Here is a 25,043-nt window from a genome sequence, read left to right as displayed (position 1 = left end):
AGGCCGGCACGAGCTGCTTTACCGGTCCCGACCCTATCACCAAGCGTATTAGGCAGCCAAATGCAACGTAGGATGAGCGGTTAACCGTGCCCATTCTACGTTGCTAGTTTTTGAGCAGTCGAAAAACGAGCTGCAAGGGGCCTTGCAACCGCGACCGGTATACGAGACCTCGATGCTCATTTCAAGCGCAACGCTTTTTTAGTGCTTTTTCCTCCGGATTATCCGTCGGACTGCTCAGGACAGACTCTTCATCGCTACCTCGTAGACATCCTTCGAAACATTCTCGATTCCGGCGATCCGCTGAAGTTGCTGGCGCATCGATTGCTGCCGCTCCGTGTCGTAGCGCCGCCATGGCGTCAAGGCCGTCAGCATTCGGGCGGCCACTTGCGGATTCAAGGCATTCAAGGCGATGACATGGTCGGCGAGAAACGCGTAGCCCGCGCCGTCGCGGACGTGGAAATTGACCGGGTTGGCCTGGGAAAACGCGCCAATCAGCGAACGAACCCGGTTTGGGGTTTTCAAGTCGAAAGCGGGATGCGAAAGCAATTCTTTGACCCGATCCAATGTTCCGGGTAGACGGCAGGTGGCCTGCAGGGTAAACCACTTGTCGATCACCAGGTCTTCTTCCCGCCAATGCTCGTAGAACTCGGCCAGACAATCGGTTTTTTCCGGATTGCGGCTGTTCACGATCGTCGATAACGCCGAGATTTGATCGGTCATCGTGCGCGCATCGCGGAACTGCCGGACGCTGAGGCGATAAGCTTCTTCGGTCTCCAGCTCGCCGAGGTAAGCGAGACAGACGTTCTTCAGCCGGCGCCGGCCGACGGCCTCGGCGTCGAAGCGGCCGGCCTCGTCGAGATGATGTGTCTGATACAGGCGGCGGAATTCCTGTTCCAAGGTGCGAGCCAGCGCCCGTTTTACGGTTTGCCGGGCTTGGTGAACGGCATCGGGATCGATCACCTTCATCGATGCGCTGATGTATTCCTCGGACGGCAGGGTCAATAGCAACGCCAGATAGGACAAGTCGGGCCAGTGATCGGAAATCACCTGCCGATAGGCCTCGGTGAGATGGCTATCGACGGTTTCCGGCGTCTCTCCCTTGGAGAATTGGCCGACGAGATCGAGGATCACCTGGGTGGCCAACTGTTGTCCGGCGTCCCAGCGGTTGAAAGGATCGGGATCGCGGGAGAAAAGGAAAGCGAGTTCCTGGTAGCCGCGTTTCAGATGCAGCCGGACCGGTGCGGAAAATCCTCGCAGGGCGGAGACCACGGGTTTTTCCGGCAGACCGACGAAGCGGAAGCGCTGTTCGGATTCCTTTACGTCCAGCACCCGGGTTTTCTGCCGATGCGGCTCGGATTCGCCCTCGAGCTGCAAGGGCAGCTCCGTGCCGTCCGGCGCCAGCAGGCCTATTGCCAAAGGAATGTGGAACGGGGTCTTTACCGGTTGGCCCGGCGTGGGCGGGCAGCTTTGCCTCACGGTAAGATTGAGAGCTTGGGTTTCCGCATCGTAATCGGCGGCGATACGCACTTCGGGCGTTCCGGCCTGGCTGTACCAGCGGCGGAACTGCGTGAGATCGACGCCGTTGCCGTCCTCCATGCACCTGACGAAGTCGTCGCAGGTCACCGCTTGTCCGTCATGGCGCTGGAAATAGAGATCCGTGCCGTTGCGGAAGCCGTCCTTGCCGAGCAGCGTTTGGATCATGCGGACCACTTCGGCGCCTTTTTCGTAGACGGTCAAGGTATAGAAATTATTGATTTCGATATACGACTCGGGTCGCACGGGATGGGCGAGGGGGCCCGCGTCCTCCGCGAATTGCCGGGTGCGCAGCATGTTGACCTCGTCGATGCGTTTGACGGCTCGGGAAGTCCGGTCGGCGCTGAACTCCTGGTCGCGGAACACGGTCAAGCCTTCCTTGAGGCTGAGCTGGAACCAATCCCGGCAGGTGATGCGGTTGCCGGTCCAGTTATGGAAGTACTCATGGCCGATGACGCCCTCGATATGCTCGTAGTCGGCGTCCGTAGCGGTGTCCGGCCGGGCCAGAACGTACTTGGTGTTGAAGATGTTGAGCCCCTTGTTTTCCATGGCGCCCATGTTGAAATGACCTACCGCCACGATCATGTACAGGTCCAGGTCGTATTCCCGCCCGTAGTTCTCCTCGTCCCAGCGCATGGCGTTCTTGAGGGATTGCATGGCGTGATCGCATTTGTCGAGGTCGTGCTTTTCGACGAAGATCTGCAAGGTGACTTCCTTGCCGGAGCCCGTCACGTAACAGTCTTCGAGGCATTCCAGCCGTCCCGCGACCAGCGCGAACAGATAGGATGGTTTCTTGAAGGGGTCCTCCCATTTCACCCAATGGCGGCCGTTCTTCAGCTCGCCGGTCGCGATGCGGTTGCCGTTGGACAGCAGCACCGGATAACGCGATTTGTCCGCGACCAGGGTCGTCGTGTATTTGGCCATCACGTCCGGGCGGTCGGGGAAATACGTGATCTTCCTGAACCCTTGGGCTTCGCACTGAGTGCAGAGCATGTCCTTGGAGAGATAAAGCCCTTCCAAGGCGGTGTTCGCTTTGGGGTTGATGCGGGTGACGATTTCGAGATCGAACGGACGGTCCGGAACGCTGGGGAGAACCAGGGTCTCTTCGGTCAGACGATACTCGGGGGCGCTTAAATTGCGGCCGTTCAGCCGGATCGATTCGAGCAAGAGCTGTTCGCCGTTCAGTTCGAGTTCCCGGTGCTCGCGCGGCGATTCCGGATTCCGCCGCACCCGAAGCTTGGCGGTGACGCGAGTATTTTCCTCGTCCAATTCGAAAAAAAGATCGACGGTTTCGATGAGATAGTCCGGCGGCGTGTAGTCTTTGAGGTAGACGGTGTTTGGTGTGTGTTCGCGCATCGTGGTCGAGCCTTATGTCGATGATGGTGGAATGATACGGCTTAGACCGGGGAAACGGGAGAGCTGTCGGCTTCCGATTCGCTTTCGATCTTGCTCGATGGCTGAACATGGCCGAAAGCGGTTACCATGAGCGAATGATACGCCCAATTTACAATGCTTCAGTCCTTGCGGCGGCGCTGCTGCTTCTCGGTTGCGGACAGGACCAATCGAGCCGCCGCGTGGTCGGCATTCTGGAATGGGATCGAGTGGAGTTGATTGCCGAAGTATCGGAGCCTATCGTCGAAATTCCGGCCGAAGAAGGCGACTGGGTCGAATCGGGGCAAGTTCTGGTGCGCCTCGATCCGGCACGGCAACAGGCTCGGCTGAACGAGGCGGCGGCGGCGCGGGATCGGGCTGCCGCCCGGTTGCAGGAACTGGAAAGGGGACCCCGGATCGAGCGCATCCGGGAGGCGGAGGCGCGGTTCGAAGGCGCGCATCAGGTGTACGAAGTACGCCGTCGCGAATTCGAGCGGGTGAACGAGTTGCTGCCCCGTAAGCTCATCAGTCCGGACGAGGTGGACCGGGCAAGAAGAGAGTTTAAAGCCGCTCTTGCCGAGCGCGACTCGGCTTCGGCCGTACTCGAGGAGCTCAAAGCCGGCACCCGTGTGGAAGAAGTGGAGCAGGCGCGCCAGGCGCTGGCCTCCGCCGAGGCGGCCGTGCAAGTCGCCGAAACCAATCTGGAACGCCTGACCGTGCGGGCGCCTGTGGCGGGGCGTCTTGACAGCCTGCCGCTCAAGCTCGGAAATCAGCCGCAAATCGGCGCCGTGCTGGCCGTGCTGCTCTCCGGTGCTGCGCCCTATGCACGGGTCTACATTCCGGAACCGATCCGTGTATCCGTCATGCCCGGAGACGCCGCCCGGGTTTGGCTGGACGGTGTCGCCGAGCCGTTTCAAGGCACCGTTCGCATGGTGAGTTCGGATCCCGTCTTTACGCCCTTCTTCGCCCTGACCGAGCGCGACCGGCGGCGTCTAAGCTATGTCGCGAAAATCTATCTGAGCGAAACGGTCCGAAACGTGCCGGCCGGGCTTCCGGTCGAGGCTGAACTCTCGGCCGTTGGGCGGTCCGAGCGGCCATGAGCGGCGACTATGCGATCACGGCGCGCGGGCTGACGCGCCGTTTCGGTACCGTCATCGCCGTCGATCACGTCGATCTCGCCATTTCCCGCGCCACGATCTACGGATTTCTCGGACCGAACGGCTCCGGCAAATCGACCACGATCCGCATGCTGTGCGGTCTGCTGACGCCGTCGGAGGGTGAGGCCGAAGTCTTGGGGCACCGTATTCCCGGCGAAGCCGAAGCCATCAAGCGAAAAATCGGCTACATGACCCAGCGTTTTTCGCTTTACGAAGATCTCACGGTCCGGGAAAACCTGGAGTTCATGGCCGATGTCTACAGTCTGCCGCGTAGGTCCGCCCGGCAGCGCATCGGCCAATTGCTCGAGAAATACAATCTCGCGGACCGTGAGCGGCAGCGGGCCGGGACACTCAGCGGAGGCCAAAAGCAACGCCTCGCGCTAGCGGCGGTGACGGTGCACGAGCCGGAATTGCTGTTTTTGGACGAACCGACCAGCGCGGTCGATCCGCAGAGCCGGCGCGATTTCTGGGAAAGCCTGTTCGAGCTTTGCGACAAGGGGACGACGATTTTGGTGTCCACCCACTACATGGACGAAGCGGAGCGCTGCCATGGCCTCGCAATCCTGGACCGCGGCCGGGTGGTCGCGGATGGCGCGCCGCAGGAGTTGGAAAGGCGAATCGACGCCAGCGTCGTGGAAATGGAAACCGGCGATTCGAGGACCGTGCGGCGGCTGCTGACGGATTTGCCCGGCGTGCTCAGCGTGACCCAGCTCGGCATGCGCCTGCGGGTGCTGCTAGACCGATCCGTTGCCGATCCGCTGGCGCTAATCCGTACGGGTCTCATCGGGCAGCGGCTTCAATTCGATGCCCGGTTGACCCACCCGAACCTCGAAGACGTCTTCGTCGCCGCCACCCAGGGCCGCTATCTCAAAGCGCAAGCGTGAAAGGTCTGCTGCGACTTTTTGCCATCCTGCGGAAGGAGGTCCGCCAGCTCAGGCGCGACCGGCTGACGTTCGGCATGATCGTCGGCATTCCGCTGTTGCAGATCACGCTGTTCGGTTTCGCCATCAATACCGATGTGCGCCATTTGAGCGCCGGCGTGGCCGATCACGCCAACACGCAGTTTTCCCGCATTCTGGCCGCCGACGCGCAAGCATCTCAAGTCGTCGACATTACCCGGCGGGTAGAAACGCCGGAACAATTGGAAACCCTGCTTCGGCGAGGTGAAATCTCGGTCGGGATTTTCATTCCTTCGGATTTCGGGCAGCGTCTGGCAAGGCGTGACAGACCGGCCGCCCAGCTCATGATAGACGGGTCCGACCCTCTGATCCTGGCTGCCGCGCGTCAGCTTACCGGAATGAGCTTGCGCTACGATACGGCGCCCAGGCAGACCACTGAGGTGCCTTTGTTCGAGATCCGCAATTATTACAACCCGGAACGGCGCTCGGCCGTCAATATCGTGCCCGGCTTGATGGGAGTCATTCTGACGATGACCATGGTGCTGTTCACCGCGGTGGCCATCGTGCGGGAGCGTGAGCGCGGCAATCTCGAACTGCTCATCAATACGCCGGTAAGAAATCTGGAGCTCATGGTGGGGAAGATCATTCCCTACGTCATCATCGGATTGATCCAAGTGAGTCTGATACTTTTGCTCGGCGTTCTGCTGTTCCACGTGCCGATTCAAGGCCAGATGATCGATATTTATCTAGCCGCATTGGTGTTTATCGCGGCCAACTTAACGATGGGACTGGTGATTTCGACACTGGCCCGGACGCAGTTTCAGGCGATGCAGACCACTTTTTTCTTTTTCTTGCCCTCGATACTTATTTCGGGCTTCATGTTTCCCTTCGACGGCATGCCCAGGGCGGCACAATATATTGCCGAATTGCTTCCGCTGACCCATTTCGTCCGGCTGATCCGGGGTATCATGCTGCGCGGCGCGGAATTGTCGGAACTGCTGTCCGAAATGTGGGCTTTGATGGCGTTCATGCTCATCACCCTGGGCGTCGCCATGCTGCGATTCAAGAAGCGGCTGGATTGATCGCGCGAACGTCGCGAAGGTAGAGTATCCTCTCGGGATACGCCGTTGTGGTGCACTCTTTGCTGGATTTTTCGAGACCCCAAGGTGTCTTATTGGAATCCGTTCGAGAATTTCCACCGTCCGGGGTTGCCACCGATCGATGTTCGCTCTGCCCTCGCTCTTTCAGACCGGATTGCATTGACACAGTGCTGCGAGGGAGTCGCCATGCGGAAATCGTCGGCGAGCGGTAACACGTGTACCCCTCTGGCGAGGGCGGCTTCGAGAATGGTGGACCAGCTTTCTGTTCGCTCGAGATTTTGCGGTGACCGGTGCAGGCGTGCTTAAAGTCCAATTCGGATATCGGGTATGAGAATTCCTGATCGCTTCCGTCGCTCCCGTCTCGCTGGGAAGGAGAGAAATTCCATCCATGCGGATGAAATGCGAGCGTCGCAGATCAAGCTTCTGTATCAACAGCTTCCGTCGGCTTTGATCGCCACGGCGGCCAACGCCGCGATCCTGGTCCTCATTCTCTGGCGAGAGGTTTCCCGACCGTTGGCAATCGCTTGGCTATTGGCCGTCGGCGCTCTCGTGTTGGTTCGTTACGGCCTGCTCCGCGCCTATGCGCAAGCTAATCCGACGAGCACCGATGCACCTCGCTGGGCCCGATTTTTCTTGCTCGGCGTCGCCGCCAACGGGGCGCTGTGGGGCTTGGCAGGATTTTTCCTTTTCGTCGAGCACAGTTATGTGCACCAGATATTTCTCGGTTTCGTGCTCGGCGGAATGGTCGCGGGAGCGATGTCGACCTTATCTTCGTTCCGTCACGCTTTTCTGGTCTTTCTGCTGCCGGCACTGCTTCCGTATACGGCGCAGATACTACGCCACGGCGGAGATGTCCATATCGCGATGGGAGCGATGTTAGTGCTCTTCGTAGCCATGATGTGGATGATTTCCGAGCGCTTGTACGCGACCGTGGCGGAATCCTTGCGGCTTCGTTTCGATAATCTGGACCTTTTGAGCGATCTCACTTCGGCAAGGGATCGGCAAAAGGCGGTCAATCAGGAATTGTCCGGTCAGATCGCGGAAAGACGAAGGGTGCAGCGCGAGTTGCAGGAGTCTTGCGAAAAACTGGAACAGCGGGTGAGAGAGCGCACCGAAAAACTCGCCCGATCCGAAGAGGCGTTGCGTGACGCCAACCGCCGCAAAGACGAATTTCTCGCGATGCTGGGCCATGAACTCAGGAATCCGCTAGCACCCATCCGGAATGCCGTGCAGGTCATGCGAAAACTCGAGCCGGACGAGACGAGGCTTCGATGGGCGCGCGACATCATCGATCGCCAAGTCGATCATCTGGCTCGGCTGGTCGACGACTTGCTCGACGTGTCCCGCATCGTTCAGGGAAAGATCAGCCTGCACCCGACGACTCTGGATCTCGCGACGGTCATCGATCAAGCCGTCGAGGCCAGCCGGCCTCTGATCGAAGCGCGCGATCATGATCTCCTGGTGACGATGCCGGACCGTCATCTCCAGGTTAAAGGCGACCGGGTACGATTGGCGCAGGTCATTTCGAATCTGCTCAATAATGCCGCCAAATATACGGATGTAGGCGGAAAGATATGGCTGGCGGTCGAAGCGTCTGAGTCCCGCGTGAGCATCCGCGTCAGGGATAACGGCGTCGGCATACCGGAAGAGCTTCTGCCTCATGTCTTCGACCTTTTTAGCCAGGCCGATCAAAGTCTTGCGCACGCTCAAGGCGGCTTGGGCATTGGGCTCACTTTGGTCAAGCGATTGGTGGAGATGCATGGGGGAGAAGTCGAGGCCCATAGTGCCGGCCCCGGCCGGGGTTCGGAGTTTTCGATACACCTGCCGCGTTTTTTCGACGATGCCGACGAGGTCGATGCAGTCCGTTCGAATACGGCGTAACGCCCGCTCGGACTCGAGTCTGAGGGGCGCCAGATTCACGGCAGGCTAGAGCGTTTTTCATCTCGGTGTACGGCTTCGTGTCGGGTGGGAAGAACGTAGGTCGGCAATCCCTTGCCGACGTATCGGCTCGGCAAAGGATTTTGTTGGAAGGGGCGTCCTGGCGCTCCCAGGACGGCCGTTTTGCGATTGGAAGGGTCGCGACTAAAGCGACCGTTTGCGATTGGAAGGGTCGCGACTAAAGCGACCGTTTGCGATTGGGAAGGGATTGCCGACCTACATATCGGGCTCTCTGACACCGAATCGGAAAATGCTCTAGGACTGAATCGGCCGGAAGTCCCGCCCGAAGGGAAACAGCGATAACGGAATCAGCTTGATGTGCTGCAAGGCGAAAGGAATGCCGATGATGGTGACGGCCAGTACGGCTGCGCTGGCAAGGTGCGCGAGCGCGATTTCCCAGCCGAAAAGTAGCAGCCAGATCAGGTTGAAGATGATCCGCAAAGGGTTGTTCGCGCCGTCGAGTTCCACCACCTCTTTGCCGAACGGCGCGAATACGGCAAACCCGAGCTTGATCGACTGAACGCCGAAGGGTATGCCGATCAGGGTAAGGCAGAGGCCTATTCCCCCGATCACATATCCCAACCCGGTGATCAAACCACCGAAGATCAGCCAAATAATATTGCCCAGTAAGCTCATGACGACAGCGGCATGATTCGGAACCCTTCCTTTTCGAGTCGTTATCCGTGCGCTTGGTTCGTTACGGAATCCGATAATAAGGATAACAAACCGCGCAGCAAATCGATCGGGGTCGGCGGACACCCGGCAATGGCGAGATCCACCGGGATTACATTGGAAACCGCGCCGCAACTGGCATAGGACACGCCGAACTCGCCGCCGCAGACCCCGCAGTCGCCCACGGCGATCACCCATTTTGGATCGGCCGTCGCCTCGTAGGTTCGTTTCAAAGCGGCTTCCATATGGCGCGAGACCGGCCCCGTCACCATCAGGATATCGGCATGGCGCGGAGAAGCGACGAAATGCACGCCGAAACGCTCAACGTCGTAATAAACATTGCTGAGGGCGTGGATTTCCAATTCGCAGCCGTTACAGGAGCCGGCATCCACCTGGCGGATGGACAGGCTGCCCCGAAAACGTTTGTCGATCACTGCCTTGAGCCTGGCGCCCTCGCGTTCGACGGCCTCGTCTTTTGAGGCTGGCGGAATGCCCTCCGTTAGCACTCCGGTTCGAAAAATTTTGCCATACAGTCGTAACATCGAAACCTCCAGGAGAAAGCTGTCAGCCATCAGCCGTGGCCGTCAGCCATCAGCTGAAAACTGACTGCTGACGGCTCAAAGCTGATACCTATCTCAAAGATCATGACCGGAATAAGATCCGTTGACCGATTTATTGCAGACCGGAAAATCCGGCACGATGTTGCCGAGCACGAGTTTTTCCAGGGCCGGCCAATTGATGACGCTGGGATCGCGCGGGTAATAGCGGCTTATGCGGCCGCCCGCGCCGAAACGGACGTAGCAGAGAATTTCGCCTCGCCAGCCTTCCACGGCACCGAAGCCTTCGGCGCCTTCCTTCGGTGTTCGCCATTCCGAGACAAGGTCCCCGGAAGGGAGGCCGGCCAGCATTTGCTCGATCAAGCGCAGTGCGGCGCGCAGTTCCTTATAACGGACCCAGAATCTCGAGGCCACATCACCCTGGACTTCCACTGGCACACGTACCTTCAGACTTTCGTAAGGGGAGTAGGGGACATCGCGGCGCACGTCGAACCGCTGTCCGCTCGCCCGGCCCAGGTAGCCCAAAGCGCCAAGAGCAGAAGCCAGTTCGCCGGACAGCACGCCGGTGGTCAGGAACCGGTCTTCCAGCGACGAGTTGGCGTCGAGTATAGGCAGCAGTTCGTCCAGTTCCCGTCGCAGCGATGCAGTCGAATCCTGCATGCGACCAGCCGCATCCGGCGGGACATCCACGGATACGCCGCCCGGAACCAATGTATTCATCATCAAACGATGGCCGAACAGCGCCCGATTTTCCCTAAGCCATAGCTCGCGCAAACGGCCGAACTGATAGTAGCCCGCGGCGAATCCCACGTCGTTGCACAATGCAGCCAAGTCCCACAGATGATTGATCACCCGCTCGCGTTCCGCCAGGATGCCGCGGATATAAGCCGCGCGCAGGGGAATTTCGACCTTGGCCGCGCGCTCCATCGCCATGCAGGCGGTCCAGCTATGACCGACCGGCGTATCGCCCGATACTCGCCCGGCCAGCTTGACGAGTCCTGACGGATCACGTCCTTCGGCGATTTTCTCGATGCCCTTGTGTACATAACCGAGTCGTTCCTCCAGGTGCAGGATGGTTTCCCCCACCGCCTGGAAGCGGAAATGGCCGGGCTCGATGATTCCCGCATGGACCGGGCCGACCGGAATTTCGTAGACGCTCGCGCCATGGGCCTTGAGGAAAGGGTAGTTGCTGTCCGGTGGCGTCGAAGGCGGCGGTTGTCCGTCGGCCGGGAAGTTTTTCCGCAAGGGATAGGCGTTTTCGTCCCAGGCCTGATGGCGAATCCAGCGCTTGGGGTCCGGGTGGTCGATGAAACGGATGCCGAACAGATCCCGGATATGCCGCTCCGCCCGATCCGCCGCCCAGTAATATGGCGCATGCGAAGGCAGGCTGGGCTCGTCCGGCGGCAGATAGGTTCGGAGGATCAGATAGCGCCCTTCCTTCTCGAGGCAGGCATTCATTGCCAGGTCGGAGCCGCGGTCTTCCGCCCATGCCCCGGCCCAGCGCCAGTTCTGCGCGCTCGCTTGCTGCGCGGTTTTGCCCCAGTCTTCGCTTTCGATCTCGGTCAAGTCGGCCGGCAGCAACGGACTGGGCGTGATCGGCAGGATTTTCACGCCTTCCGAACGTAGGGCCGCATCGAGCATTGCACGCGCGTCGAGGTTTTCCGTAATGATCGACTCCTGCCGGCCGGAATTCTTCGAGACGAATTCCTTAGACTGATTCACCGCGGCCGGCTCTCCAGTTGAATAGCTTGCGGCGGCGCGCCGCCAGCGGATGATCCGAATAGGCGTCGTATCGCTCCAGGCCATGAACTTCGCACCGGCCGCCTGCCGCAATATAGTCGTGACGGAAGTGTTCGATGAACTCCATGACGGTATGGTCGACCAGGGATGCGTAGGTCAGATCGAAAACGATGGTTTCGCCGGCCGGCAGTTCGGCCAGCTCATCCTTCAGGGCCAGAAAATTGGAAAAGATGGCCGCACCGTTGAGCTTGATCCGGAAGCCGTTCGTGTCCCGCATGATCCGATAGGAGAGCTGGAACAGATTCCCGAGTTTCACGCCTTGCCAGCGGTGTATCAGCAACTTGGCCGCAATGCCGATGGCAACCCCGATCAGGAGGTCTGTAGTCAAAATGCCCACGATGGTAATGATGAACAACGCGAGCTGTTCGAAGCCGATATCGAGCGTCTTGGCGAACGCCTTGGGCGAAGCGAGTCGATACCCGGCGTAGACCAGCAAAGCCGCGAGCGATGCCAGCGGAATATCGCGGATGAGACGCGGGAACAAGGCCACGAACAACAGCAGAAAGAGGCCGTGGAAGAAATTCGACCAACTGCTGCGCGCGCCGTAACCGACGTTGGCGGAGCTGCGGACGATCTCGGCAATCATGGGCATGCCGCCGATCAATCCCGATAGCGTGTTGCCGACGCCGATGGCGGTAAGATCCCGATCGAGATCGGAGCGGCGGTGCTCCGGATCGAGACGATCCACCGCGGAGGCGACCAGCAAGGTTTCGAGACTGCCGATCAGCCAGAGACTCAAAACGGCATTCCAAAAGGCGAGCGTCCCGATTTTTGAAAAATCGGCGAAGACTAGGCTGTCCAAGAAGCTATCCGGAATATCGGCGAGAAATTGCGGAGTATTCACAAAGACATGCCGGTGCCAGGCTTCATTTTCGGGACCCTCGGAAAGGAGATAAAGCTCAGCCTGGTTCAAATCGAACGCCCGCCCCAGTATGAACCCGCTCAGAACGACCAGAATGGGCGCGGGAACCCTGCCGAAACCTTTGTTTCCCAGCAGCGGCCAGGCAAACATGATCAGAAGGCCGATGCCGCCGATCAGGAAGATTTCCGGATTGTAATGAAGAAGGCTTTGGGGAATATGCGCCAGACTCTGCACGGGCGTTTCGACGGCGGGTCCGGCGCCGACCAGGATATGGATTTGCCTCGCGATAATCATGATGCCGATGGCGGCCAGCGTACCGTGGGCAATGGCGGCCGGAAAGAAAGTCGCCAGCCGTCCCGCCCTGAAAATGCCCAGCAGGAATTGCAGAATGCCCGCCACGACGATCGCGGCCAGGGTGTAGCGGTAGCCGGCGAAGAGATCGCCTTCGCCCAGGGTATGAACCGCGGTGAACAAGACGGTGATCAGCCCGGCGGCAGGGCCCGTGATCGTCAGGCGGGCGCCGCCGATCCGGGAGACGACAAAGCCTCCGATAACGGCGCTGAGGATACCCGCCATCGGGGGAAATCCGGAAGCCATGGCGATGCCGAAGCACAAAGGCAGGGCGATTAGGAAGACCAGAAAGCCGGAGACCGCATCGGTGCGCCAGTTCTCGGCGAGATCGGTCACACTGCTTCGAATTGACTGAGGAATCCGTTTCAAAGGGGTGATGCTCCTGAAATGAGTTGAGTGGCCTGGCTGAACCAATCGCCCAAGAAGCCCGGAATGGATAGTCCGAGCCAGAGCACCAGAGCCAGGTGGATCATTACCGGCAACAAATTGGCCGGGATGGGCTTTTGGCCCTCCGGGACGTCCCCGTAGACCATGAGTTGCAAATGCCGGAACAGGCCGGCAAAGGCGACGCCGATGCCGATCAGAAGCAAAGGCGTCAGCCAGGGGTAATCGCGCATGGTGGCGATGAGCACCAGGAATTCGCTGGCGAACACGCCGAAGGGCGGAAACCCGGCGATGGCCACGGTGCCGATAAGAAGCCCCCAGCCGATGGCGGGCTGGGTCAGGATCAGGCCGCGAATCCGGTCCATGCGCTGGGTGCCGGCGAGCTGGGCGGCATGTCCCACGGTGACGAAGATCGCCGATTTGGTCAGCGAATGGGTGGTCATGTGGAACAGGGCGGCGAAGGTGGCCCAAGGGCTGCCGATGCCGAAGGCGAAGGTCATGAGTCCCATGTGCTCGATGGAGGAATAGCTGAACAGGCGCTTGATGTCGGTCTGCCGGTGCAGAAACAGGGCCGCCACCAGAAAGGACAGGAGGCCGAAGCCCATCATCAGATAACCGGCGACCTGGGTGCCGAGGGAGCCGTCCACCAGCATCTTGCAACGCACCACCGCGTACAAGGCGTCGTTGAGCAATAGCCCCGAGAGGATGGCCGACATCGGGGTCGGGCCTTCGGAATGGGCATCCGGCAGCCAGTTGTGCAGGGGCACGAGGCCGATTTTGGTGCCGTAACCCACCAGCAGGAACACGAAGGCCAGTCTCATGATATTGGGTTCGAGCGCGCCGGCGTTCACGTGCAGTACCGTCCATAGCAGCGCGTTGCCGCCTATGCCCAGTTTTTGTTCGGCGGCGAAATAAAGCAGCACCGTGCCGAACAGGGCGAGGGCAATCCCCACGCCGCACAGGATGAAATACTTCCAGGCCGCTTCCACCGACTCGGGCGTGCGGTACAGGCTGACCAGCAGCACCGTGGCCAGGGTCGCGCCTTCCATCGCCACCCAGAGGACGCCCATGTTGTTGGTCGTCAACACCAGGTACATGGCCAACATGAAGCCCTGATACATCGCATAGTACAGCCGCAGGCGCTTGACGTTGACGCGCCCGGTTTCCAGTTCGTGCGCCATGTAGGGGCCGGAGAAGATGGACGTGGTCAGCCCCACGAAAGCGGTAAGCACGATCAGATAGACGTTGAAGGAGTCGATGTAGAGAAGCTGACCCGAAGACAGTCGGGGGCCGTGAACCAGCACGTCGATGGCGAGCCAGATCGAAGCCGCCAAGGCCCAGGCGTTGCAGTGCACATTGATGCGTCCCGCCCGCCGGCTGTCTGCCAGAAGTCCGAGAATCGCCATGCCAGCCAGAGGAATCACCAGAACGAGATAGGCCGCGATCATGGCTTATCTACCTCGGTTAGCTTGCTGAGCCGGTCCACGTCGAGAGAGTCGATACTCTCGCGGATCTGGAAGAAGAACACGCCGAAAACGACCGCGGCGACCAGGACATCGGCCCCGACCCCCAATTCCACCACCATCGGCATGCCGTAGGTGGACACCACGGCCGCGAAGAACAATCCGTTCTCGATGGACATGAAGCCGACCACATGAGCCACCGCCTGCCGCCGGGTGATCATCAGCAGCATGCCCAGGAGGACGACGGCCAGGCTCACAGCAATGGCGTTGAGCGTCACCAGGGGCGAATGGGCGACGACGGGAAGACTCACGTAATAACTGAAGACCACCAGGAACGCCCCGCCCATCATTACCCTCGCCGGATGCTCGATCGTGTCGAGTTCACGGTGCAGTCCCAAGCGATAGATCATCCGGTGCAGCATGACAGGGATGAGTATGCCTTTGAGCAGAAAGCTCAAACCCGCCGAAATGTAAAGATGGGGAAAATCCAGGACGCCGGCGACCATGGCCGTGGTTGCCGCAAGCAGGATGCCCTGGATGGCGAATACCAGGACCAGTCTGACCAATCGGGACTGGCCGAGCATCAGGAACGAGGTCAGCGCGATGAGTCCCGCGAGCAGCAGGACTGCTTGGCTGTACAGGCTGAGTTCGGCGAAATCCATTAGCGAGCCGCCTCCAGAATGATGTGGCTGAGCATGCCGAGAACGCTGAGAAGGTAGGCGAAGCTCAAATACTCCTGCACCCGAAAAATACGCATCTTGGCGAACAGCACCTCGGAAACGGCCAGCATGACCGCCAGTACGGCGAGCTTTAGGGTAATTACTCCGAGACCTAATGCCAGCGCATTCACAGTGAAGGTTTGGGCGATCCCCCACGGAAAGAAGATGTTGGCGATGAGAACGCCATAGAGCATGAGTTTGATCTGGGATGCCCACTCGATCAGAGCTAGCCAGCGACCGCTGTATTCCAGGATCATGGCCTCGTGGATCATGGTCAGCTCCAGGTGGGTGGCAGGGTTGTCCACGGGAATGCGTCCCGTCTCGGCGATCGCCACCAGCATCAACCCCCCGAGGGCGAACACGAAGGACGGGCGCAGCACCAGTCCGGTGTCGAGCACGAAGTTCACGGCTTGGGACAGATTGGTGGTATGCGCGCTCATGGCCAGGGTGAACACCGCCATGAGCATGGCGGGCTCGGCCAGAGAGGAAATCGTCATCTCGCGCGACGAACCCATGCCGCCGAAGGCGGTGCCGACGTCCATGCCGGCCAGCACCAGGAACATCCGGCCGAGGGCGAAAAACCCCACCAACACGATGACATCGGCGATGCGCGCCGTGGGCAAATGAATCGCCGCCAGGGGGACAGTGGCCGCCGCCAGCACGGTGGATGCGAAGACGATGTAGGGGGCGGCACGGAAGATCCACGAGGCTGGATGCGGCACGATGGGCTGCTTCCGGTAGAGCTTCCGCAGATCCCGGTAAGGCTGGAACAGAGAAGGGGCCTTCCGGTTTTGCAGCCGGCACTTGACCCGCTTGATCCAGCCGGAAAGCAAGGGCGCCAAGGCGATGAAAAGCAGAGTCTGAAGTATTGCCATCAACCAGGCCATCAGCTCACCACCCACAGCAGAATGATCAGGGTAAAAAAAGCGTACCCGAGATAAGTGCGGATATTGCCGGTCTGCACGCGCCCGACCCAGCGGGCCAATCGGGTGACGGCCCGTCCCGACGGCTCGTACAGAACCGCCCAGGCGCGATCCAACACCTGGAATTGATATCGAAGCCCCGTCACGCGTGTGCCCGCAGGTCCTTCGGTTTGTTCTTCGACCGTCTCGCGGGTATCGAACACCGGCTCGAAAATGCGGCGTATCGGCATGCTGAATGAGCCTGAGGTGTACTGGGTACGAGGAGTCAATCCACCGAAACCGCAGTCCCAGGGTTCGGCCCGGCGCGGCTCAAGACCGGTGCGGCGGTAAAGGAGGTAATAGCATAGCCAGCCCACCGCCACGGTGCCCAGGAGGACTAGCGCCGGCGAATACGCCGCCACCTCCGGCGACACTGGCGTCAGCCATAGCCAGCCGAGAGCCGAGATGTTCGGCAGCACAAATCCGGTCAAGGATTGCGTCAAAGCGCCTAGCGCGTTGATGAGGGGCATCGGCAAAACGCCGAACAGCACACAGCAGGCGGCGAGTAAAGCCGGCCCCGCCAGCATGCCGGGGTGGCGGATCTCACGGGCGCGAGCGATGTGGCGGGAGCGGGGAAGCCCCAGGAAAGCCACGCCATACACCTTGACGAAACAAGTGGCCGCCAATGCGGAGGTCAGTGCCAACACCGCGCTGGCAGTCGGAATCAGGCTGCGGAGTATGCCGCTTTGGATGCTGCCGGCCTGCAAGGCCGTTTGGAATATCAGCCATTCGGAAACGAAGCCGTTGAAAGGCGGCAGGGCGGAGATGCTCAGCGTGCCGATCAAAAACAAGGCCGCCAGTTTCGGCATGCGGTGGATGAGACCGCCCATGTTCTCAAGGCTCTGTTCATGGGTTTGATGCAGGATGGCGCCTGCGCCGAGAAACAGAAGGCTCTTGAACAAGGCGTGGTTGAGCGAATGCAGTAACGCCGCCACCAGCCCCAGCGTTCCCAATAGGGATTGTCCGCTGCTTTGGAAAATCAGCGCAAGACCCAAAGCGGTGAAAATGATCCCGACGTTTTCCACCGACGAGTAGGCGAGAAGCCGCTTCAGGTTTTGCTGCTGCAACGCATAAAGAATCCCGAGCACGGCTGACGCCGATCCGATCAGGAGGACCAGCACGCCCCATTGCCACAAAAGAGACGGCAGTAAATCGAAGGTGAAGCGGATGAAGCCGTAGATCGCGATTTTCAGCATCACCCCGCTCATCAAAGCGGAAACGTGAGACGGCGCGGCCGGGTGGGCTTCCGGCAGCCACGTATGCAGGGGGACGAGCCCCGCCTTCATGCCGAAGCCTGCGAGCGCCAGTGCGAAGGCGATGCTCGCCCACAATGGGTTCAGCGCCGCACTGCGCAAAGCCTCGAACGTCAATCCACCGGAAAATCCCGCGAGGACGCCGAAAGCCAGAATGATCGCGATCGCCCCGATTTCCGCCATCAGCAAGTAGAGAAAGGCTGCGCGGCGATGGGCCGCGTGCTCGTGCTGGTAGGCGACCAGAAAATAACTAGCGACCGACATCAATTCCCAGGCAATCATGAATAGGAAGGCGTCGTTGGCGAGCAGTACCAGTTCCATGCCGGCAACGAACAGCCCGGTGAAAAAACCGAGGACCGAAAGCTTGTGTTTGCCGTGCTCGAATTCCCGAACGTAACCGGGACCGAACAAGCTGGCGGCGATCAGAGGAATGCCGAGCACGCAAAAGAAGAAACCGGCTAGCGGGTCCAGCGCCAAGTGCCAGTTCAGCCAGGGCAGACCGAAGGGCAGCGTCACGGTGCGGGTGGCGCCGCCGAGGAGCGCGATGAGGCCGGCTGTTACGGCGAACCCGCCCGATGCTCCCAACAGAACGAAGGGCATTGTCCGCGCCAGACGGGAAAAGCGACCCGGGGTAAGTCGTTCGTTAGTCCGCGCCGGACGGAAAGTCGCTTGCCCGACCCATCGCAGCATTCCGTGCCATAACAAGCCGTTCGGCCCCGAGACCAGTGCTGCAAGGGCGGACAGCAGCGCAGCCAGGACCGAAATGCCGGCTAAAAATAGGGACATCGGGGACGGGGATTTGTAAACCGCATGGGAAAAGCCGCATGCAATTCCGTTGCCAACAAAACGTCATCCATCATTTCAAGCACCTACACTTATCTCGCGGCCGCATTAGGTTGAAAACACCCGCTATAAGCGGTGATACATGTTCAATAGCACCATCGAAATGGCGCTCTACATTGCATGTTGCGACGATGTCGAGTCCCGTCCGAGTGGTAAATCTTAAAACAATTAACATCTTATGTGCATAAGAAGTTATCGGAACCCATATTGCGTGTTTGACACTGCTCATCTATCCCGATAAAAAAGCTACTTTCGAACGTTCGTGCGTGGACCGCGATGTTACTTGTTTGCAAATGGTGAGCAGGTTGATCCGGGAAGCTTATGGGGCCGGATTGGAAGGAACACGTATCCGAAGGTCGGCAGAGCGAATCGTAACGCCGCGCCTTCGATAAAGATCGAAAAGTTCGTAGTAGTCGCGGATCAAGTCGTCCGTTTGTTGTAAAAACGCTGTCTTTGGTCGTAGTATCGGCTTGGCGTGGGGGGATGTGGTGTCACTATTCGTTGACCGAATAACCGAGTTCGCCCGGAACCGCCGGAAAAAATGCGCGGGAGTTTCCTTAAGGAAGCTCTGATTAAGTCCTTCGACAGGCCTGTCCTGAGCCGAGTCGAAGGGCTCAGGACGAACGGTAAGGTATTGATTCCGTTCGTGGTGAGCTTGTCGAACGCTCTCCTGAGCCTGTCGAAGGGCATGAACGGAATCCACTTGTTCAGAGCTCCCTTAAAGCGAAACGGAAAGCCTAGCCCAGCTGACAGGGTTGGTTTTTTGCAGTATCGGCGTGTCTCGATTCCCATAGCGAAAAAATAAGCCGAAAAACCGCCGTTTTTCGGTTTATCGCATTTTCGGCAGGAGGATGTCGGAAAACCAGGATGACAGTCCTCTGCTAAAGTTAAGCCGACAATTCATTGTCGGTCCTCTCTTCAGAATAAGAACAAGAAAAGGTGTTGCTTGAGGATGATGTCTAAATCCACCGGAAATTTGCACCGACTGATCGGGTGCGGGTGGGTTAGCTTTCTCCTATCACTTGCACTTGCGGTAATCGTTGCCCTTGGCTGTGCCGGCAAGCCCGTCATGGCAGGCGAGCCCAGCCCCAAAATTTATGCAGCGGAAGGGCGAGCTGATTCACTCTCCGCTGACACCCTGCGCGAAATCTTCTTCATGCGATTGACGAGTTGGCCTGATGGCACGCCAATTCGTGTTTTCGTACTGCCGGATAAACATCCTCTGCATGTCCGTTTTTCCAAGGAAGTGTTGGGTGTCTATCCCTTCCAGCTACGCGCGGCATGGGACCGGCTGGTTTTTTCGGGGACAGGTTTAATCCCGCATATGGTCGAGACGGTCGGAGAAATGCGCGAGATGGTTCGGGCGACTCCTGGAGGTATTGGATATGTTGACAAATAGGGGTTTTCTAGGGAAGGCGCTGGCCATGCGGATCGTCGGTCCTCGAACGATCGCGCGTATGGCTGCAACGGTCGCCTGCTTTTTCGTATCCGGCGTGGCAGCGGCGCTGGATTTCAGCACTATTGACTGGCAGTTGCATGGTTTTGCGAGTCAAGGATTTACCTATACCACGAGCAATCAAGTGTTCGGCGCGAGCCGTGGCGGCAGTCTGGATTTCACCGAAATTGGCGTCAACGGATCCGTGCGATTGCTGCCAAACCTGTTGTTTTCCGCTCAAGGGCTCTATCGCAACGCCGGAGGTTCCGATCGGGAGGATTTTCGGCTCGATTTTGCCCAAGTGGATTACAACGGCACGTTTCTCGACTCGGCTTTAACGCTTGGCGTGCGGGCGGGGCGAGTCAAAATACCGTTCGGACTATACAACGACACTCGGGATGTGGTCTGGACCCGGCCTTCGGTGATTCTGCCCCAGTCGGTTTATTTCGACACGCTCGGGCTCAGGCAGGCGATGATCTCGGCCGACGGAGGACTGCTGTATAGCCGCTATAACTGGGGCGATCATCGCTTCAATTTGGAATTCATGGTCGCGGAACCGCAGGATGATACCGGCGATGCCACCGATTTCCTCACCGGCATGCTCAACTCGCCCGGTAGAATGGATGGGCGTCCCTTGTTTCTCGGGCGAGCCGTCTATGAGTGGATGGGCGGGCGGGCGCGTGCCATGTTCAGCGTGGTCGACCTGGACCGTGACTTCAGGTCGCGTGCAAGCGGAGTTCCATCCGGCAACATCCAGGCTTTATATCCTTTGTTCTCTCTGCAATATAATGCAGAGCGCTGGTCGTTGACTGCGGAATACGGTTGGGTCGATGCCCGTCGCAGTGGTTTTACACCGGTTCCCATAGAGAATACCTCGGAGGGGTTTTATGTACAGGGAGAGTACCGATTGAGCGATGACTGGTCGGCCGTACTTCGCTATGACGTTTTTCATGCGGACCGTGACGACCGAAGCGGTCGTTCCTTGGCCGAGCAAACCGGCCAAGCACGCCACCGCTTTTACGCTTATGATCTTGCCGTCGGTGTCCGCTGGGAATTTGTGCGGAATTGGCTGATTGCGGCGGAATACCACAACGTGGAAGGTACCGCCTGGCTCTCTCCTCACGACAATTCCGACTTGCTGAGAGGCGGGGGAGATCCTCACTGGGATCTCTTTTCTGTAATGGTATCGTTTCGTTTCTGAAGCCGTTGCTGGAAAGGATAAATGAGGAATGACACAAACCGTTTTTGGACATTGCGCCGAAAAGGGTTTGTACTGTTGAGTCTGCTCTTGTTGACGCTCGGTGTCGCTTTCGGCGCACTGAACCATTGGAATTTAAGGACTCAATTCAAAAACCAGCAAGCCGTTCGCAACGCGGCTCTTAGGACTGAATTCAAAGAGCTTATAGAGCGTTCGGCCGACCGCTTGCAACGCCTGGGCGTGGTGCTTGCTTCGCTCGGTAGGTTGGATCGGTTCATCACGGCGCCGCGCGAGAATCAAACCGCTGCCCGTTTGCAGGGATTTTTTTCCAGCGTACGGTACGAATTGGACGTCGAGCGGATCGAGCTGTTCGATGCGGCAGGTAATTCAGTTCTGAGCTGGTCTTCGTCAATGGCGAACGCGGTTCCACAAGACCGGTTACAGGACGTTTTGAGCCGAGTCCTCGAAACGGAGCAGCCGATGACAATCTTGACCTGTCAACCGGGTTGCAGCCTTCATGCTTTTGTTCCGTTGCTTTCTGCGGGACGAAATGTAGGCATCCTTTCTCTCAGCCAGATGATTACCGATCTGGTGCTGGACTTTTCGGCGGGTGCCGGAACGGCTGTCGCAATCCTCGTGGCCTCTCCGGGAACCGGCGAAAAGGTTCTGGAAGCCTGGGGCCTGCGTGTTGCTGCGTTGTCCAATCCGCAACAGCTGGAGCCTTTCTTGAGGAATCTCGCCGAGCACTATCCGGGGCCGGATATGCTCACAGCCGACCAATGGCTGGAATGGAAGAAGAAAAAATTCACGGTTTATGCTTCGCCGCTGAACGACATCCTGGCGGGTGGCGAGACCGGCCAACTTATGTTCATCGTGGATGCTAGCGCTTCGGCCGCGGCGCTCGACCAGGCCAATCGGGACGCCCTGGTTGTCGTCGGGATGTCTTTAGCCATAGCCGAAGTCCTGCTGTTGGTATTGCTGCATGCTCCGCTACGGCGCATTCAACATCTTGCATCGACATTGCCATTGCTGGCTCACGGCAACTATCACAAAGTCAACGAGCGGCTAAAGACGCTCAGCCGCCTGGTCGAATGGAAAGACGAAATCGACATCCTCTATGCCACGTCCATCCGTTTGGCTCATCAGATCGAAGAGCATCAAAACACCCTCGCGGCGGAGAGGGACTTTATTCAAGGGCTGCTGGACAACGCCCAGGTTTTGATTCTGACTCAAACTCGCGACGGCAGAATTCGTACGGTTAATGAATTGACGTCCCAGATCTTGGGACGTCCCGGCGAGACGCTCAAAAACGCCCGATTCGTCGAGCTGATCGAAATCGATAACGAAACCAGTGATATCGCCCGGAATCTCGAAAAGCTGTTCTCCAACCTGCTGCATCGTCTGGAACACGAGTCGGTCCTGACCTGCTGCGACGGCACCAAGCGGCATATCGTATGGGTGCATACGCGTTTGGGCTTGGAGCAGGAGAACGGCATTGCCGTGCTGTCCATCGGTTTGGACGCTACTGAAAGAGTACAGGCCGAATCCCGTATACGCTGGCTGGCGAACCACGATTCATTGACCGGGCTCCACAATCGGCTCTGGTTCAAGGACGAGCTGGAGCGGAGTTTTGCCGAGGCGGAGCGGAACGGTACCCCGGCGGCCCTGCTCTTGTTCGACCTGGACCATTTCAAGGACGTCAATGACAGCAGCGGACACGCTGCCGGCGATGCGCTGCTGTGCCTTTTGGCCAATGAGCTGCAGGCGCGGGCACGCAAGTCGGATGTTCTGGCTCGCTTGGGGGGCGATGAGTTCGCCGTTCTGATGACCGGTACTGACCGGTCGGGAGCAGAGTACTTTGCTCAGGATCTCAATCAGCGCTTGACCGAGAAGCCTTTCCGCTTCGGCGACCGAAGCTATCGCATTTCCGCGAGCATAGGTATCGCCCTGATTCCGGAACATGGCAAGGATGTGGAAGAGCTTATGGCGAACGCCGACGCGGCTATGTATCAGGCAAAAAAAGCAGGGCGAGGACGGTGGCATTTGTTCTCGCACTCGGGCGAAGAACGCGCTCAGATCAGTCACCGGGCGTATTGGCGCAACGTTATCGCCCAATCTTTGGATCAAAAGCGTCTATTTTTTCATTATCAGCCCGTAGTAGACGTGGCGACGGGGCTTGTCGCTTATCACGAGGCGCTGCTTCGCTTGAAGCTGGACGACGGACGCATCGTTCTTCCGGGTGAATATATGGACGTCATTTTGCGTTCGGACTTGATGAGCGCCATCGATTCATATGTCACTCGGGAGGCGATCGAAATCCTTGGCAAGGTTCGTTCGGCGCGCCTTTCGATTAATCTTTCCGCTGCCGCGCTGACCGATCCGGGATGGGCGGAGCCGCTCAAACAAGCGGCGCGCGACGGAGTCTTGGCTCCGGAACGTTTATTGCTCGAGATCACAGAGACTGCCGCGATCGCCGATTTAGAGGCGGCTCGGCGGATTATGGACGAATTAACCGATATTGGCTTCGGATTCGCGATGGACGATTTTGGGGCCGGGTTTGCGTCCTTTCATTACCTAAGACACTTGCCGATCAAGCATGTGAAGATTGATCGTTCGTTTATCAGCCGTCTAGCCAATGACGATGACGACAAAGTGTTTGTCAGCGCCCTGACCACGCTCGCTCATGGCTACAGGCAAAAAATCGTCGCCGAAGGAGTTGAAAATGCGCAGACACTAATTCGGCTTCGAGAATTAGGAGTCGATCTGGTACAGGGCTTTTTTATCGGACGTCCCGATCGACAGTTAAAGCCGGCAACAATGTCCGTGATCGATTTACCGTTGGTTGGATCGTAAGCGGCATCCGCATACTACTTTTATCAACTAATAATTATGAGCACGATCACGCTACCCGAATTTTACTGTCCGTTTCCCTCGCGCCTCAATTCTCATGCCGAAGCGGCTAATCGTCATACCCTGGCGTGGGTGAGGCGTTTCAATTTGGTTACCGACGATCGCGAATGGCAGCGGCTGGAAGCTTCCAAGTTCAGCTGGTTGGCAGCCCGCGCCTATCCCGATGCTCCTTACGAAGGACTTAATATCGTCTCGGATTGGAACACTTGGCTATTCATTCGCGACGATCAATGCGACGAGTCGGGTTTCGGGCGGAGTCCGGATAAACTTGCCCATTTTCATGAGCGGTTGACTGAAATTCTTACCGGTCGCGAGCCTAACGAAACGGATCTGCCGCTTGCTCGAGCACTGCACGACCTTTACCTTAGACTGCGGCAAATAGCAAACGACGACTGGATGTGCCGGTTTATACTCAGCGTCGTCGAATATTTCGAATCCTCGGTTTGGGAAGCTAAAAACCGTGCAAGCGGAATTACGCCGGACCCGCTAACGTATGTGACGATGCGCCCGTTTACCGGAGGACTTTATACCGATATCGAGCTCATAGACGTCGTGGAAGACATAAGTCTGCCGCTGCACGTGCGCAAACACGATACGCTGCAGAATCTGATCCGGATGGCGAACAATGTGGTTTGTTGGTCCAACGACATCATTTCTTTCGCCAAGGAAGTCCAGCACAATGATGTCCATAACCTGGTCGTGACGTTCCAGCACCATCGTCGGTTGTCTCTTCAGGATGCAATTCAGCAAGCGGCGGAGCTGACGAATAGAGAAGTCCGCAATTTCATCGCATTAAAAGAGCAATTGCCCACGTTCGGAGCTGCGATCGATAGCGACGTTCAGCGTTTTGTCTCGGTTCTGTGCTCGTGGATGCGCGGCAATCTCGATTGGTCCTACAGCTCGGGGAGATATGTAGTGTCGATCGTCGGCAATGGCCCGAAATGATGAATAGAAAAACAGATGCCCCATGCGGTGGGGCGGATTGATCTCTGAACCAATATGCTTTGGACGCTCCGGCCGGCGCATTCCGGTGCGTCCGACCGGCGTCTCTAGGATTGTCTGACCGCCGGCTTGCGTCGATTCGTTAGACGCCGCTGCGATTGGCAATCGGAAATTTCACGTTTCGTTTTTTCCCGTGCCTCCGCTTGTGTGGGGGTGTCAATGACCGTCGATATCCCGCGGCCAACCGGCGAAACCGGCGTGTCCGAGGCGGTTTGAGACCGCTCGACATCGGCTCCTGTAAGTGCCCGAAGCTGCGCCAGCTCTCTAGCTGTGGCATCGAGTTTCTCTCGGAGTTCGTGTATCAACTGATAGAGCTGTTCGAAATGAATCTGGAAGTACCGTGCCGACGGAAATGCTGGCGGGACCGGCGCGTCTGCTTGTATGGCTGGATCGCATTCCTGGCGCCTGAGTCTGGGTGTCATCTGTTTCTCCTCTCGATCGTGAAATCACCGCCTCATGGCTTGGAAATGAGGCGGTGCCCCCAGTCGGCTAAGCACTAATGTTTTGATAGAGCAGCAGTGCTGTTGGCGTTTGAAAAGAAGAACGACCAAGCAAAATTCGCCGCTTGAGCAACGGCTCCCTTAACCCATATCTAGGGGGCCGATACAGTAAAACTGTGGAAACACCGCGAGTC

19 protein-coding genes are annotated in these 25,043 nt (G+C 58.4%); 9 read left to right on the top strand and 10 right to left on the bottom strand.

The genetic code is table 11. The features are described from left to right. Positions 1-234: 234 nt before the first annotated feature. Complete coding sequence (gene pepN, locus ACR2TX_RS20865) at positions 235-2,889, bottom strand: aminopeptidase N (RefSeq protein WP_077730498.1); 2,655 nt, start codon at positions 2,887-2,889, stop codon at positions 235-237. A 134-nt stretch (positions 2,890-3,023) separates the two neighbouring features. Between pepN and ACR2TX_RS20860 the strand changes: the two genes are divergently transcribed. The 4 genes from ACR2TX_RS20860 to ACR2TX_RS20845 all read left to right on the top strand — a co-directional run bounded on the left by ACR2TX_RS20860 (position 3,024) and on the right by ACR2TX_RS20845 (position 7,941). After that, the gene (locus ACR2TX_RS20860) at positions 3,024-4,004 is read left to right on the top strand and encodes an HlyD family secretion protein (protein WP_434130643.1); all 981 of its coding nucleotides are present in this window, start codon (positions 3,024-3,026) and stop codon (positions 4,002-4,004) included. Next, complete coding sequence (locus ACR2TX_RS20855) at positions 4,001-4,945, top strand: ABC transporter ATP-binding protein (RefSeq protein ID WP_208110047.1); 945 nt, start codon at positions 4,001-4,003, stop codon at positions 4,943-4,945. The genes ACR2TX_RS20860 and ACR2TX_RS20855 overlap by 4 nt, the downstream gene beginning before the upstream one ends. Further along, entirely contained in the window at positions 4,942-6,042 is a 1,101-nt protein-coding gene (locus ACR2TX_RS20850) for an ABC transporter permease (RefSeq protein ID WP_434113166.1), read from the top strand. Before ACR2TX_RS20855 ends, ACR2TX_RS20850 begins: the two co-directional genes overlap by 4 nt. Positions 6,043-6,387: 345 nt before the next feature. Beyond that, on the top strand, positions 6,388-7,941 hold the full coding sequence (locus ACR2TX_RS20845; RefSeq protein ID WP_086134530.1) for a sensor histidine kinase: 1,554 nt from the start codon (positions 6,388-6,390) through the stop codon (positions 7,939-7,941). A 312-nt stretch (positions 7,942-8,253) separates the two neighbouring features. Here ACR2TX_RS20845 and ACR2TX_RS20840 read toward each other — a convergent pair whose 3' ends face one another. The 8 genes from ACR2TX_RS20840 to hyfB all read right to left on the bottom strand — a co-directional run bounded on the left by ACR2TX_RS20840 (position 8,254) and on the right by hyfB (position 17,807). Continuing rightward, positions 8,254-8,634 (bottom strand): YccF domain-containing protein, encoded by a 381-nt coding sequence (locus tag ACR2TX_RS20840; RefSeq protein ID WP_434113164.1) that lies wholly within the window; start codon positions 8,632-8,634, stop codon positions 8,254-8,256. 41 nt (positions 8,635-8,675) lie between these two features. Beyond that, complete coding sequence (locus tag ACR2TX_RS20835; protein WP_434113162.1) at positions 8,676-9,212, bottom strand: NADH-quinone oxidoreductase subunit B family protein; 537 nt, start codon at positions 9,210-9,212, stop codon at positions 8,676-8,678. Between the two features lie 93 nt (positions 9,213-9,305). Then, positions 9,306-10,949 (bottom strand): NADH-quinone oxidoreductase subunit C, encoded by a 1,644-nt coding sequence (locus ACR2TX_RS20830; protein ID WP_434113160.1) that lies wholly within the window; start codon positions 10,947-10,949, stop codon positions 9,306-9,308. Then, positions 10,936-12,576 carry a SulP family inorganic anion transporter gene (locus tag ACR2TX_RS20825; RefSeq protein ID WP_240507017.1) on the bottom strand — a complete coding sequence of 547 codons (1,641 nt, stop codon included), beginning with the start codon at positions 12,574-12,576 and terminating at the stop codon, positions 10,936-10,938. The genes ACR2TX_RS20830 and ACR2TX_RS20825 overlap by 14 nt, the downstream gene beginning before the upstream one ends. Before the next feature lie 29 nt (positions 12,577-12,605). Next, positions 12,606-14,072: a hydrogenase 4 subunit F gene (locus tag ACR2TX_RS20820; protein WP_077730503.1), complete on the bottom strand. Its 1,467-nt coding sequence runs from the start codon at positions 14,070-14,072 to the stop codon at positions 12,606-12,608. Continuing rightward, a complete protein-coding gene (locus ACR2TX_RS20815; protein ID WP_347257738.1) occupies positions 14,069-14,749 on the bottom strand; it encodes a formate hydrogenlyase in 681 nt (226 codons plus the stop codon). Before ACR2TX_RS20815 ends, ACR2TX_RS20820 begins: the two co-directional genes overlap by 4 nt. After that, on the bottom strand, positions 14,749-15,693 hold the full coding sequence (locus tag ACR2TX_RS20810) for a respiratory chain complex I subunit 1 family protein (RefSeq protein WP_077730505.1): 945 nt from the start codon (positions 15,691-15,693) through the stop codon (positions 14,749-14,751). The genes ACR2TX_RS20815 and ACR2TX_RS20810 overlap by 1 nt, the downstream gene beginning before the upstream one ends. Then, entirely contained in the window at positions 15,693-17,807 is a 2,115-nt protein-coding gene (hyfB, locus tag ACR2TX_RS20805) for a hydrogenase 4 subunit B (RefSeq protein ID WP_347257739.1), read from the bottom strand. The genes ACR2TX_RS20810 and hyfB overlap by 1 nt, the downstream gene beginning before the upstream one ends. A gap of 272 nt (positions 17,808-18,079) precedes the next feature. Between hyfB and ACR2TX_RS20800 the strand changes: the two genes are divergently transcribed. The 5 genes from ACR2TX_RS20800 (at position 18,080) to ACR2TX_RS20780 (ending at position 24,352) form a co-directional block, all read left to right on the top strand. Then, entirely contained in the window at positions 18,080-18,256 is a 177-nt protein-coding gene (locus ACR2TX_RS20800; protein WP_434101607.1) for a hypothetical protein, read from the top strand. 560 nt (positions 18,257-18,816) lie between these two features. After that, entirely contained in the window at positions 18,817-19,263 is a 447-nt protein-coding gene (locus ACR2TX_RS20795) for a substrate-binding domain-containing protein (protein WP_240502527.1), read from the top strand. Next, a complete protein-coding gene (locus ACR2TX_RS20790; protein ID WP_133716447.1) occupies positions 19,250-20,500 on the top strand; it encodes a porin in 1,251 nt (416 codons plus the stop codon). Before ACR2TX_RS20795 ends, ACR2TX_RS20790 begins: the two co-directional genes overlap by 14 nt. Positions 20,501-20,521: 21 nt before the next feature. Continuing rightward, on the top strand, positions 20,522-23,350 hold the full coding sequence (locus ACR2TX_RS20785; RefSeq protein ID WP_086134525.1) for a bifunctional diguanylate cyclase/phosphodiesterase: 2,829 nt from the start codon (positions 20,522-20,524) through the stop codon (positions 23,348-23,350). 36 nt (positions 23,351-23,386) lie between these two features. Next, positions 23,387-24,352: a terpene synthase family protein gene (locus ACR2TX_RS20780; protein WP_156880017.1), complete on the top strand. Its 966-nt coding sequence runs from the start codon at positions 23,387-23,389 to the stop codon at positions 24,350-24,352. Positions 24,353-24,456: 104 nt separating this feature from the next. Here ACR2TX_RS20780 and ACR2TX_RS20775 read toward each other — a convergent pair whose 3' ends face one another. Next, on the bottom strand, positions 24,457-24,831 hold the full coding sequence (locus ACR2TX_RS20775; RefSeq protein WP_086134524.1) for a hypothetical protein: 375 nt from the start codon (positions 24,829-24,831) through the stop codon (positions 24,457-24,459). Between the last annotated feature and the right edge of the window lie 212 nt (positions 24,832-25,043).

Source organism: Methylocaldum sp. GT1BB (assembly GCF_051027545.1).
Lineage (GTDB): Bacteria > Pseudomonadota > Gammaproteobacteria > Methylococcales > Methylococcaceae > Methylocaldum.
Note: the sequence above shows the minus strand (reverse complement) of the source record. Positions and strands in the feature narration are given on the sequence as shown.